This window comes from Paenarthrobacter histidinolovorans (assembly GCF_014647595.1).
Classification (GTDB): domain Bacteria; phylum Actinomycetota; class Actinomycetes; order Actinomycetales; family Micrococcaceae; genus Arthrobacter; species Arthrobacter histidinolovorans.
The window spans coordinates 569,141-581,389 of record NZ_BMPM01000001.1 but is presented as its reverse complement, the minus strand read 5'-3'; the positions used below and the strand labels follow the sequence as shown (position 1 = coordinate 581,389).

Genomic DNA, 12,249 nt, shown 5'->3' with positions numbered 1-12,249 from the left:
GGGGCAAGCGCAGCAACCATGGCTCTGATCAGAGTCGGGTCAACGACTTTGCAAGGTGAGTGAGGACCAGGTGACCGAAACAGCTGCCAGCAGCTCGAAGGGCCGTCCCGCCAAGAAAGCCGATCGCGGCTTCTTCGCCCGTATTGCACTCTTCGTACGCCAGATCATTGGCGAGTTGAAGAAGGTCGTTGCGCCCACCCGCAAGGAACTGATCAATTACACGCTCGTGGTGCTGGTGTTCGTGGTCATCATGATGGTCATCGTCACCCTTCTGGACCTCGCCTTCGGCACGGGAGTCAGCTGGGTCTTCGGTGGGTCAGGCGCTACGGACCGCTAAGCGGATCTGTCCGCAAACTGTGTGAAATCCCTTGGTTCGCCAGGAATTTTGCGGGGTTTGCGGAATTGAGCCATTTAAATAGGCATGTTAGGCAATGAGGAAGCAGGAGACCAAGTGTCTGAGCAGGAGCTCGAGGTAAACGAGACTGAGCTGGATGGGCCCGCTGAAAGCACGGACGAGGCTGCAGCTACGGCTGTGGAAGAGTCCGAGGTCGATTCCGCTGCGCCCGAATCTGCCGATGTCGACTCTGAGGATTCCGAGGAGGACTTCGAGTCCGACGTGGATGAAGAGTCTGACGACGCTTCCGGCGAGGCTGCCGACGTCGACACCGCGGAAGCGTCCGACGGCGACCAGCTGGCTGCCGCCGCTGCGGCAGCGCCTGCTGATCCCGCAGAGGAGTTCAAGGCGAAGCTGCGCCGCCAGGAGGGTGACTGGTACGTCATCCACTCCTACGCCGGTTACGAAAACCGCGTCAAGGCCAACCTTGAGACCCGAATCCAGACCCTGGACATGGAAGATTACATCTTCGAGATCCAGGTGCCCATGGAAGAGGTCGTCGAGATCAAGAACGCGCAGCGCAAGGTTATCAACCGCGTTCGCATCCCCGGTTACGTCCTGGTCCGTATGGACCTGACCGACGCTTCCTGGGGCGCCGTCCGGCACACTCCCGGTGTTACCGGCTTCGTGGGCAACGCCCACAACCCGGTCCCGCTCCGCCTTGACGAGGTCTTCTCCATGCTCGCCCCGGTCTTCGAAGAAGAGCAGGCAGAGCAGGGCAAGCCGGTCAACAAGCAGAACCAGGCTCCCGTGGCCGTCGACTTCGAGGTCGGCGAGTCGGTCATCGTCAAGGAAGGTCCGTTCGAGACCCTTCCGGCAACGATCTCCGAGATCAAGCCCGAGTCCCAGACCCTGGTGGTCCTGGTCTCGATCTTCGAGCGCGAAACCCCGGTGACGCTCGCATTCAACCAGGTCACCAAGATCTAGCTGATTCCAAAATTTCGCTCCTGTTCTGCCTGCTTAGCAGTCCGGGAGCGGCCGGCCGCCTCGCCATGGCGGCCACCAACCTGGGACGCGCTCCTGTGTCCCAGGAAGCTATTGAGAGAAGGACCCTACATTGGCTCCCAAGAAGAAGGTCACCGGCCTCATCAAGCTGCAGATCCAGGCAGGTGCCGCTAACCCGGCCCCGCCGATCGGTCCTGCGCTTGGCCAGCACGGTGTCAACATCATGGAATTCTGCAAGGCGTACAACGCTGCAACGGAATCCCAGCGCGGAAACGTTATCCCGGTTGAAATCACGGTCTACGAAGACCGTTCCTTCACCTTCATCACCAAGACCCCGCCGGCTGCAGAGCTCATCAAGAAGGCTGCAGGCGTCGCCAAGGGTTCAGCAACCCCGCACACCGTCAAGGTTGCCAAGCTGACCCAGGCACAGGTTGAGGAAATTGCTTCCACCAAGATGGAAGACCTGAACGCCAACGACATCAAGGCAGCTGCCCTGATCATCGCCGGCACCGCCCGCTCCATGGGCATCACGGTCGAAGGCTAGAACCCTCGAAGGCCAATCGCGGCCTTCACCCGCCGGGCAACCGGCATCTGAAACATTGAAATGTCGCAGGATCCTTGCCGGATCCGCGGCTTGTGGCAGGGCCCAGCGCGGTCCGCAGACCACAACTGCACAAGGAGAAACAGCAGCATGGCAAAGCGCAGCAAAGCATATGAGGCAGCCGTAGCCAAGATCGAGGCAGACAAGGTCTACGCCCCGTTCGAGGCCATCACCCTCGCGAAGGACACCAACCCTTCCAAGTTCGACGCAACCGTTGAGGTCGCTTTCCGTTTGGGCGTTGACCCGCGTAAGGCCGACCAGATGGTTCGTGGCACCGTCAACCTGCCCCACGGCACCGGTAAGACCGCCCGCGTCCTCGTGTTCGCAACCGGCGACAAGGCTGAAGCAGCAATCGCTGCCGGCGCCGACTTCGTTGGTTCCGATGACCTGATCGAAAAGATCGCCGGCGGCTGGACCGACTTCGACGCCGCAGTGGCAACCCCTGACCTCATGGGCAAGGTTGGCCGCCTCGGTAAGGTTCTCGGCCCGCGTAACCTCATGCCGAACCCGAAGACCGGCACGGTTACCCCGGACGTCACCAAGGCTGTCAACGACATCAAGGGCGGCAAGATCGACTTCCGCGTCGACAAGCACTCCAACCTTCACTTCATCATCGGCAAGGTGTCCTTCGACGCCACCAAGCTGGCTGAGAACTACGCAGCAGCACTGGAAGAGGTGCTTCGTTTGAAGCCGTCCGCTTCCAAGGGCCGCTACATCCAGAAGGCCACCGTTGCCACCACGTTCGGCCCGGGCATCACCGTTGACCCGAACGTCACCAAGGTTCTCACCGACGCGTAAGCTTCGCGAGCACTGGCTCTGAAAGGACCGTCCGGCTTTTGCCGGGCGGTCCTTTTCTTGTCACTTCCCGTTTTCCTGTCAGCGCTTGTCTTTTTGACCGTCTGTTCCCGGCGGCGGGGGAGCCGTAGGCTGTGGTGCGTGACGTCGTCGATCATTTCCTGGCCTGCCGGACTGACCGTGGAGCGGATCTCTGTCCCCACCAGTCCAGACGCCATGGGCGCCCCTGATTTCCGGGCATTTCACCAGCTGAACGTCGCCCACGCCCTGGAACTGTGGGGCAACCTGGACCGTTGCGCCACCTTGGCCGAGGCCGTCCTTTTTTGGCAGGGAAACGAGTACGAGGAGCGCCAGGTCCACGTGGCCCGCCTTGACGGCGTGGTGGTGGGCTGGGGCACGCTGACGCTGCCCCTGAGTGAAAACACCACGACGGCGGGTGTGGACGTGCTGGTCGACGCGGACTTCCGGCGTCGCGGCTTTGGATCCCGGATCCTGGCCGTGATGGAAGAGCTGGCCAGCGGGCGGGGGCGCGTCTCCTTCGACGCGTACTGCGGTGAACCCATTGCCCCTGTCGAGGCCGGTGTGGAGCTGCTGGAGGCCAAATCCGGCTCAGGCGGAGTCCCACTGGGTGCGGCGTCCACCCGCTTCGCCCTCCACCACGGTTATTCGTTGGAGCAGGTGGAAACGAACAGCACACTTTCCCTTCCCGTTCCTGAGGCATTGCTCGGGCCCTTGCAAGCGGGCGCCTTGAAGCGCTCCGCAGGCTACAGCGTCCTGGGCTGGCAGTCGCGTTGCCCCGACCACCTTGTGGACGCCTTTGCCCGCCTCAAGGGCCTCATGAGCACGGAGGTTCCCATCGCGGGCCTGGGCTGGGAAGGTGAGGAGTGGGACAACGCTCGTGTCCGCCGGGAGGAAGCCACCTGGCAGGCAAGCGGTGTGGACTCCGCCGTGTGCGCAGCCCGCTTCGACGCAACAGGTGAGCTGGCTGCCTATACGGTCCTGACGCACCGGGAAGAGGCGCCGGCGGTGATCTACCAGGAGGACACCCTGGTTGCTCCCGGGCACCGGGGACACGGCCTGGGGATGCTGGTTAAAACCGGCAACCTTCGCCGCGCAGAGGAACTGTGGCCGGCCGCCACGTCGGTTATGACATGGAACGCCGTTGAAAACCAGCATATGCTGGCCATAAATATCGCCCTTGGATTCAAGCCGTCCGGCTTTGAAGGCGAATGGCAGAAACGGCTGGGATGACTGTAGACGAGACGGGTACCGTTCAGGTCGGGCAGCTGTGGGTGCCTGACACCCTGGATAGCCCTGATGCCCAGGATTTCCTGGACGCCGTGGAAGTCGGGCGCCGGGTGCGGATGGAAACGTGGGGGAGCGACGACCTCGCCTACACCCCTTTGGAAAAGCTGTTGGAATTTTCCGATCCCTATGAACGCCAGATCATCCTGGTTGCCAAGGTTGAAGGCGTCATCGTCGGAGTGGTGGACATCGCCCTGCCGTTGGCCGACAACATGGACCTGGCCGAGTTCACCTTGGACATCCTGCCCGACTACCAAGGGCAAGGAGCCGGACGGCAGCTGCTGGAGGCCGCAGAACAGCTGGCCCGTGCCGAAGGCCGGACCATGATCCTGGTGGACACCAACCATCCTGCGACGTCGCTGACGGAGGTACCGGAGGATCAGATGATTCCGGGCAGCGGGGCCGGCTTTGTCCCTGTGAGCAGCAGGGAGGTGGACTTCGCCAGGAAGGCCGGTTACACGCTCCAGCACATCGAACAGTTCAGTTCGTGCATCCTTCCCCTGGACTCCCAGCTCGTGGCTGACCTCCAGCTTGAAGCGGAGGAAGCCAATGGCGGCCGTTACGCGCTCCACCACTGGACCGACCGTTGCCCGGAGGCCTGGCTGGAGGCTGTTGCCGCGCTGGAAAACGCCGCGGGCGAGGTTGTGCGGGAGGACGCCGAGGACGATGCTCCGGAGGTTGAGGCCAGCGGCATGGTCTTCGACACGGCCGTTCTTCGGGAAACAGAAGACGCCGCTTTGGCGCAGGGACGACGCACGGTGGTTACCGCCGTCGAGCATCTTGAGAGCGGCAAGCTGGTGGGCCTGACCACCATCAGTGTCCTGGCCCACCGCCAGGACGTGGTCTTCCAGGACGACACCCTGGTCCTCCAGGAGCACCGCGGAAACAAGCTTGGCTTGCTCATCAAGGTGGCCAATATGGAACGGCTCAGCGAGCAGTTTCCGGATGCCCGGGTGATCTACACGTGGAACGCGCCTGAAAACCGCTATCTCTTGACAGTAAACAAGCAGCTGGGATTCACCACCGCCGGTATCACCGGACTGTGGCAGAAGGAGCTTCCCGGGCGCGACGACGGGCCAACGGTCTCCGAATAGCTGCCCCTGACGTGCTGTGCCGGCCCCGATTTGGTTTGCCGAACGCTGTCCCGTAACCTTGAAGTACCAAAGACCGTCGGTTGATGGGAATCCACTCTTTCGAGCACAGCTCAATTCTGTAGCCACGCCCCTGAGAACAAAGTGAATTCCTTGACGAAGGACCCTGAACATAGGGCGGCCGGCGCAGGTGAACGAAGCTGACTCCATGGATAAAACCGTGTTGAGCCAAGCCCCGTGCATCTGCGCGGGGCGTTTTTAGTTTTAGCTCTCGTGAGCGGGGACCCGGAAGACCGGCTTTATTCCCCGGAAGGAGGGTTATGACAACGCCTAGCAAGGTTTCCGCAGTTGCGGAAATCACCAACGATTTCAAGGAATCGAACGCGGCTGTCCTGACCGAATACCGCGGGCTCACTGTTGCACAGCTCAAGGAACTGCGTGTTGCGCTCGGCCAGGACACCAAGTTCTCGGTCGTCAAGAACACCCTGAGCGCCATTGCAGCCAAGGAAGCTGGAGTTGAAGCATTCAACGATCAGCTTGCCGGCCCTACTGCAATCGCCTTCATCAAGGGTGACGCTGTTGCTGCTGCCAAGAGCCTGACGGACTTTGCCAAGGCCAACAAGCAGCTGGTTATCAAGACCGGCGTCTTCGAAGGCAAGGCATTGGACGCAGCAGGAGTTGCCGCACTGGCAGCCCTCGAGTCCCGCGAACTGCAGCTCGCACGTGTTGCTGGTGTCCTCAAGGCTCCTGCATCTGCTGCTGCACGCATCATCGACGCTCTGCGCCTCAAGCTTGAAGAAGAGGGCGGCGCATCTGCACCGGCCGCTGAAGAAGCCCCGGCCGCTGAAGAGGCTGCTGCTGAAGAGGTTGCGGCTCCGGCCGAAGCCGCTGAAGCTGCAACCGAAGAGAACTAAGTTCTCCCCTCAATCAAACTCTGGTGCATGGACCGGCTTGGCCCGGACCTGCACCAACTAATGGAAGGACGCCACCATGGCGAAGCTCAGCAACGAAGAGCTCATTGAAGCTTTCAAGGAACTGACCATCATCGAGCTCTCCGAGTTCGTCAAGCTCTTCGAAGAGACCTTCGAAGTTACGGCTGCTGCTGTTGCAGTTGCTGGCCCCGCTGCCGGCGGTGCTGCTGAAGCTGCTGAAGAGAAGACCGACTTCGACGTCGTCCTCGAAGCTGCTGGCGACAAGAAGATCGCAGTGATCAAGGAAGTTCGCGCCATCACCTCCCTCGGCCTCAAGGAAGCCAAGGACCTGGTTGACAGCGCACCGAAGGCTGTTCTCGAAGGCGCCACCAAGGAAGCTGCAGAGAAGGCAAAGGCTCAGCTCGAAGAAGCTGGCGCAACGGTTACCCTCAAGTAACTCGTTTTGCTTTTGGAAGCCCCGCCCACTCCGACAAGGAGCGGGCGGGGCTTCCTGCTTTTAACAGCAACGCGGGGTCACTTATGGCCCATCCCAAGGGGATTTACCGGCCATAAGTGACCCCGCGTTGCTTTAAGAAGGTTCGCTGATGTCCGCTACTACAGCGCCCAGGGCCGAAGTCAGTGCATCGGCGTCGACGAACGCACTGCGCCCGTGGGCTCCGGCACCCATGGAAATCCGGCGGCCGGCGATGGTGGCGTCGGCGTACACGGGCCACGCGGTTGTGCTGCCCAGGGGAGTGATGGTTCCGCGTTCGTAGCCCGTTGCATCCAAGGCAACCTCCGCAGGCGGGAGCGACAACTTGTTGACGCCCACCAACGCGCGCAGCTTGGGCCAGGAGATCTGGCGGTCCCCGGGAATAAGGGCGAACAGGAAGCTGCCGTCACGGTGCTTGACCACCAGCGACTTCACAATGTCCCCCGGCCTGATCCCCAGGATGGCGGCGGCCTCTTCCAGGCTGCGCGCTGCGGGACGCTCGACGACGTCGACGTCCAGTCCGCGGGCAGCGGCGTCGGCCAGGAACCGCTCCGCACCCTCAGTCTCAATGCCGCCCATCAGTCGCGGTACAGCAGTAGTGCTTCGCCCTGGCCGCCTCCGCCGCACAGGGAAACCGCAGCCTTGCCCGTTCCCCGGCGCTTGAGTTCATGGGCAGCGTGCAGGGCAAGCCGCGCGCCGGACGCTCCAATGGGATGGCCCAGAGCGATGGCGCCGCCGTGGATGTTGCACTTTTCCAGGGGATAGCGCAGGTCCTTGAGGGACTGTACCGCCACCGACCCGAAGGCCTCGTTGATTTCGATGAAGTCGAGGTCTTCGGCCGTCCACCCGGCACGCTTCAACGCCTGCGCGATCGCATTCGACGGCTGCGAGTGCAGCGAGTTGTCAGGCCCGGCCACCTGGCCGGGCTTGCCGACCACAGCGAGGTATTCCAGCCCGTTGTCCCGGGCGAAGCGGCGACTGGTCAGCACGAGTGCGGAGGCGCCGTCGGACAGGGGAGAGGAGTTACCCGCTGTGATGGTGCCGTCCGTAGCGAAGGCAGCCCTGAGCGGAGCAAGGGTTTCCACCGTGGTGTTGGGCCGGACACCTTCGTCCGTGGTGAGGACCAGTGGATCCCCTTTTCGCTGTTTGACCTTCACGGGAGCAATTTCGACGTCGAAGATTCCGTCCGCGATCGCGGCGGCGGCGCGCTGGTGCGAAGCCGCAGCGACTTCGTCCTGGGCCTTGCGGTCTATGCCGAGGGTGACGTTCTTGGTTTCGGTGGACAAGCCCATGGACTGTCCGTCGAAAGCGTCAGTGAGGCCGTCGTGGGCAGCAACATCCAACGCCTGGATGGAGCCGTACGTCCAGCCCTGGCGGGAACCGGGGAGCAGATGAGGGGCCCGCGTCATGGACTCCTGGCCCCCTGCGACCACCACTGTGGCATCGCCGCTGCGGATCATGCGTGCGGCATCAATGACCGCGGTCAGTCCCGAGAGGCACACCTTGTTGATGGTCACGGCCGGGATGTTCCAGCCCACGCCCGCAGCGATGGCGCTTTGCCGGGCCGGATTCTGGCCGGCACCTGCCTGTAGGACCTGGCCCATGATGACGGCATCGACCTGTTCGGGTTTTACTCCGCTCGCCGCCAGTGCGGCGCCGATGGCGTGCGCACCAAGTTCGACGGCGGTGAAGCCGGCCAGTTGTCCGTTGAGGCGACCCTGTGGGGTGCGGGAAGCGGCGAGGATGACAACGTCATTGTCGTCAGCGGAGTTGCTCATGGTCTCTCTTCCGGTCCGGGAATGGTGTAGCAAGGCTATCGCGGTGTTTGCCGCTAACCGTTAAACGATCCTGCCCGTCCAGGCATTCCGGGCATTCCAGGTGGTGCGGTCTTCCGGCATTCGGTGCCTGCGGCAACGGTGCTTGCAATCACGGACGATCTGGGGTAGACAGGAAGACTGCTTTGCCGTATCGTAGATATTTGCGTCTTCCCTGTTAACCTTCAGCCTTCATATAGCGGTGGGCTTTACCTCTCAGCTGCGTCATTGACGTGCCGTTCCGAAACGTGCACAGCCATGCGCAGACTGGGTCCGGGTCATATAGCGGAACCGGATTAAGTATCCTGCGGAGCACTCTGCAGAATGCAAACGGGGGAGATCTGAAAACGCCTGAAGGTCTGTGGAAGGATCCCTCTTGGTCGCCTCGAGCACCTCTAATAACGAAACCGCTAACACGGCAAGCACCGATGGTGCCACCCGCCGCCTCTCATTCGCAAAGATTCACGAACCCCTTGATGTTCCGAATCTTCTCGCCCTGCAGACGGACAGCTTTGACTGGCTCGTCGGAAACGAACGCTGGCAGGCGCGGGTAGCGAAGGCTGTCGAGGAGGGCGACCTCAGCGTCGCCACCACCTCCGGACTTGCCGACATCTTCGAAGAGATCTCCCCTATCGAGGACTTCCAGGGCACCATGTCCCTGAGCTTCTCCGAGCCGGAGTTCGCTGACCCGAAGTACACCATGGCCGAATGCAAAGACCGTGACGCCACCTACTCGGCCCCGCTGTACGTCAAGGCCGAGTTCATGAACAACAACACGGGCGAAATCAAGCAGCAGACCGTGTTCATGGGCGACTTCCCCCTCATGACTGAGAAGGGAACGTTCGTCGTCAACGGCACCGAGCGTGTTGTTGTCTCCCAGTTGGTCCGTTCGCCGGGCGCCTACTTCGAGCGCACAGCAGACAAGACCAGTGACAAGGACATCTTCACTGCGAAGATCATCCCGTCCCGTGGTGCTTGGTTCGAACTCGAAATCGACAAGCGCGACCAAGTGGGCGTACGCCTTGACCGCAAGCGCAAGCAGTCGGTCACGGTTCTCCTGAAGGCCCTCGGCTGGACCGAAGGCCAGATCCTGGAAGAGTTCGGCCAGTACGACTCCATGCGCGCAACGCTGGAGAAGGACGCCACCGAGACCCGCGAAGACGCGCTTCTGGACATCTACCGCAAGCTGCGTCCGGGCGAGCCGCCCACAGTCGAGGCTGCCCAGTCCCTGCTGGACAACCTGTACTTCAACGCCAAGCGCTACGATCTTGCCAAGGTTGGCCGTTACAAGATCAACCGCAAGCTCGGCATCGACCGCTCCCTTGGTGACAAGGAAGCTTCGGTCCTGCACGTTGAAGACATCGTTGCCATGATCAAGTTCCTCGTTGCGCTCCACGCCGGCGAGAAGACCATCATGGGCAAGCGCGACGGCGAAGACCACGAGCTCCGCGTCGACATCGATGACATCGACCACTTCGGCAACCGTCGCATCCGCGCCGTGGGCGAACTGATCGAGAACCAGGTCCGCACCGGTCTTTCCCGCATGGAACGCGTCGTCCGCGAACGCATGACCACGCAGGACGTCGAGGCCATCACGCCGCAGACGCTGATCAACATCCGCCCTGTTGTGGCAGCCATCAAGGAGTTCTTCGGAACCTCGCAGCTGTCGCAGTTCATGGACCAGAACAACCCGCTCTCGGGTCTGACCCACAAGCGCCGCCTGTCGGCACTTGGCCCGGGTGGTCTGTCCCGTGACCGCGCAGGCATGGAAGTTCGAGACGTCCACCCGTCCCACTACGGACGTATGTGCCCCATCGAAACTCCTGAAGGCCCGAACATTGGTCTGATCGGTTCGTTGGCTTCCTACGGCCGCATCAACCCGTTCGGCTTCATCGAGACCCCTTACCGTTTGGTTTCCAATGGTGTTGTCTCGGACGAGGTCCAGTACCTCACGGCCGATGACGAAGCCGAGGTCCTGATTGCACAGGCCAACGCTCCGCTGGATGCCGACAAGAAGTTCTCCGAAGAGACCGTTCTTGTCCGTGCCCGCGGTGGTGGAGGCGAGCCCGTTCTGGTTCCCGCTGCAGACGTTCAGTTCATGGACGTTTCCCCGCGCCAGATGGTGTCCGTGGCAACGGCATTGATTCCGTTCCTCGAGCATGACGATGCCAACCGTGCGCTCATGGGTGCCAACATGCAGCGCCAGGCTGTGCCGCTGGTCCGCTCCGAGGCTCCTTTCGTGGGTACCGGCATGGAGCGCGCAGCAGCAGTCGACGCCGGTGACGTTGTCATCGCGAAGAAGGCCGGTGTGGTCACCGAGGTTTCCGCCGAACTCGTTGTCATGATCAACGACGACGGTACTGAGACCAACTACCGCATCAACAAGTTCGCCCGTTCCAACCAGGGCAACTGCTACAACCACCGTGTTCTGGTCAACGAAGGCCAGCGCCTGGAGGTTGGCGGCATCATCGCCGACGGTCCCGCAACGGACCAGGGTGAGCTTGCCCTCGGTAAGAACCTGCTCGTGGCATTCATGTCATGGGAAGGCCACAACTTCGAGGACGCCATCATCCTGTCCCAGCGCATTGTTGCTGAGGACGTCCTTTCCTCCATCCACATCGAGGAGCACGAAATTGATGCCCGCGACACCAAGCTTGGTGCCGAGGAAATCACCCGTGACATCCCGAACGTGTCCGAGGAAGTCCTGGCTGGCCTGGACGAGCGCGGCATCATCCACATCGGTGCCGAGGTTGAAGCAGGCGACATCCTGGTAGGCAAGGTCACCCCCAAGGGTGAAACCGAGCTGACCCCGGAAGAGCGCCTCCTCCGCGCCATCTTTGGTGAGAAGTCCCGCGAAGTCCGTGACACCTCGCTGAAGGTTCCCCACGGCGAGTCCGGTACGGTCATTGGCGTTCGCGTCTTCGACCGCGACAACGACGACGAACTGCCCCCGGGCGTGAACCAGCTGGTCCGCGTTTACGTTGCAGCCAAGCGCAAGATCACCGACGGCGACAAGCTCGCCGGCCGTCACGGCAACAAGGGTGTTATCTCCAAGATCCTCCCGATCGAGGACATGCCCTTCCTTGCAGACGGTACCCCGGTGGACATCGTCCTGAACCCGCTTGGTGTTCCGGGTCGAATGAACGTTGGCCAGGTTCTGGAAACCCACCTCGGTTGGGTTGCCAAGACCGGTTGGAAGATCGAAGGCGAGCCGGAGTGGGTCAAGAACCTCCCGAACCTGCCCCGTGAAACCGGCCAGACCACCGTTGCTACGCCGGTGTTCGATGGCGCCCGTGAAGAAGAAATCACGGGTCTGCTTGACTCCACCAACGTGACCCGCGACGGCGACCGCCTGATCGATTCCTCCGGCAAGACCCGTCTGTTCGACGGTCGCTCCGGCGAGCCGTTCCCGGACCCGATCTCCGTCGGTTACATGTACATCCTGAAGCTCCACCACCTGGTGGACGACAAGATCCACGCGCGCTCCACCGGCCCGTACTCCATGATCACGCAGCAGCCGCTGGGTGGTAAGGCTCAGTTCGGTGGCCAGCGCTTCGGTGAAATGGAAGTGTGGGCGCTCGAAGCTTACGGTGCCGCCTACACGCTTCAGGAACTCCTCACGATCAAGTCCGATGACATCCATGGTCGTGTGAAGGTCTACGAAGCCATCGTCAAGGGCGAGAACATCCCTGAGCCTGGCGTTCCCGAGTCCTTCAAGGTCTTGATCAAGGAAATGCAGTCGTTGTGCCTGAACGTGGAAGTTCTTTCCACCGACGGAACCACGATCGAAATGCGTGACTCTGATGACGCAGTCTTCACGGCTGCGGAAGAACTGGGCATCGATCTGTCTCGCGCAGAGCCCAGTTCCGTAGAAGAGGTCTAGCAGCCGTTCCGGCGGGC

At 61.8% G+C, this 12,249-nt stretch carries 11 protein-coding genes; 9 read left to right on the top strand and 2 right to left on the bottom strand.

What is annotated here, in order from left to right:
* Window positions 1-55 precede the first annotated feature (55 nt).
* The 8 genes from secE (at window position 56) to rplL (ending at window position 6,499) form a co-directional block, all read left to right on the top strand.
* Complete coding sequence (secE, locus tag IEY62_RS02675) at window positions 56-337, top strand: preprotein translocase subunit SecE (RefSeq protein WP_026267011.1); 282 nt, start codon at window positions 56-58, stop codon at window positions 335-337.
* 114 nt (window positions 338-451) lie between these two features.
* Window positions 452-1,321, top strand: a complete 870-nt coding sequence (nusG, locus tag IEY62_RS02670; RefSeq protein WP_189013660.1) for a transcription termination/antitermination protein NusG — start codon at window positions 452-454, stop codon at window positions 1,319-1,321.
* Window positions 1,322-1,451: 130 nt separating this feature from the next.
* Window positions 1,452-1,883 (top strand): 50S ribosomal protein L11, encoded by a 432-nt coding sequence (gene rplK, locus IEY62_RS02665; RefSeq protein ID WP_011775609.1) that lies wholly within the window; start codon window positions 1,452-1,454, stop codon window positions 1,881-1,883.
* A gap of 147 nt (window positions 1,884-2,030) precedes the next feature.
* Window positions 2,031-2,738 carry a 50S ribosomal protein L1 gene (rplA, locus tag IEY62_RS02660; protein WP_018776699.1) on the top strand — a complete coding sequence of 236 codons (708 nt, stop codon included), beginning with the start codon at window positions 2,031-2,033 and terminating at the stop codon, window positions 2,736-2,738.
* A gap of 213 nt (window positions 2,739-2,951) precedes the next feature.
* A complete protein-coding gene (locus IEY62_RS02655) occupies window positions 2,952-3,986 on the top strand; it encodes a GNAT family N-acetyltransferase (RefSeq protein WP_407671468.1) in 1,035 nt (344 codons plus the stop codon).
* The gene (locus IEY62_RS02650; RefSeq protein ID WP_189013658.1) at window positions 3,965-5,134 is read left to right on the top strand and encodes a GNAT family N-acetyltransferase; all 1,170 of its coding nucleotides are present in this window, start codon (window positions 3,965-3,967) and stop codon (window positions 5,132-5,134) included. Before IEY62_RS02655 ends, IEY62_RS02650 begins: the two co-directional genes overlap by 22 nt.
* Before the next feature lie 317 nt (window positions 5,135-5,451).
* A complete protein-coding gene (gene rplJ, locus IEY62_RS02645) occupies window positions 5,452-6,045 on the top strand; it encodes a 50S ribosomal protein L10 (RefSeq protein WP_062073190.1) in 594 nt (197 codons plus the stop codon).
* Window positions 6,046-6,121: 76 nt separating this feature from the next.
* On the top strand, window positions 6,122-6,499 hold the full coding sequence (rplL, locus tag IEY62_RS02640) for a 50S ribosomal protein L7/L12 (protein WP_189013656.1): 378 nt from the start codon (window positions 6,122-6,124) through the stop codon (window positions 6,497-6,499).
* 132 nt (window positions 6,500-6,631) lie between these two features.
* Here the strand turns inward: rplL and IEY62_RS02635 are convergent, their stop codons facing one another.
* A complete protein-coding gene (locus IEY62_RS02635) occupies window positions 6,632-7,114 on the bottom strand; it encodes an aminoacyl-tRNA deacylase (RefSeq protein WP_189013654.1) in 483 nt (160 codons plus the stop codon).
* The gene (locus IEY62_RS02630) at window positions 7,114-8,313 is read right to left on the bottom strand and encodes an acetyl-CoA C-acetyltransferase (RefSeq protein WP_018776693.1); all 1,200 of its coding nucleotides are present in this window, start codon (window positions 8,311-8,313) and stop codon (window positions 7,114-7,116) included. Before IEY62_RS02630 ends, IEY62_RS02635 begins: the two co-directional genes overlap by 1 nt.
* A gap of 412 nt (window positions 8,314-8,725) precedes the next feature.
* Between IEY62_RS02630 and rpoB the strand changes: the two genes are divergently transcribed.
* Window positions 8,726-12,232, top strand: coding sequence for a DNA-directed RNA polymerase subunit beta (gene rpoB, locus IEY62_RS02625; protein WP_026267008.1), 3,507 nt, complete (start codon window positions 8,726-8,728; stop codon window positions 12,230-12,232).
* The last annotated feature ends 17 nt before the right edge of the window (window positions 12,233-12,249 follow it).

Bases quoted from the DNA above. Each gene is read 5' to 3' on its own strand.
- IEY62_RS02635 (WP_189013654.1), bottom strand. From the start codon at position 7,114: ATGGGCGGCATTGAGACTGAGGGTGCGGAGCGGTTCCTGGCCGACGCC.
- IEY62_RS02650 (WP_189013658.1), top strand. From the start codon at position 3,965: ATGGCAGAAACGGCTGGGATGACTGTAGACGAGACGGGTACCGTTCAG.
- IEY62_RS02630 (WP_018776693.1), bottom strand. From the start codon at position 8,313: ATGAGCAACTCCGCTGACGACAATGACGTTGTCATCCTCGCCGCTTCC.
- rplA (WP_018776699.1), top strand. From the start codon at position 2,031: ATGGCAAAGCGCAGCAAAGCATATGAGGCAGCCGTAGCCAAGATCGAG.
- rplJ (WP_062073190.1), top strand. From the start codon at position 5,452: ATGACAACGCCTAGCAAGGTTTCCGCAGTTGCGGAAATCACCAACGAT.
- rplL (WP_189013656.1), top strand. From the start codon at position 6,122: ATGGCGAAGCTCAGCAACGAAGAGCTCATTGAAGCTTTCAAGGAACTG.
- IEY62_RS02655 (WP_407671468.1), top strand. From the start codon at position 2,952: ATGGGCGCCCCTGATTTCCGGGCATTTCACCAGCTGAACGTCGCCCAC.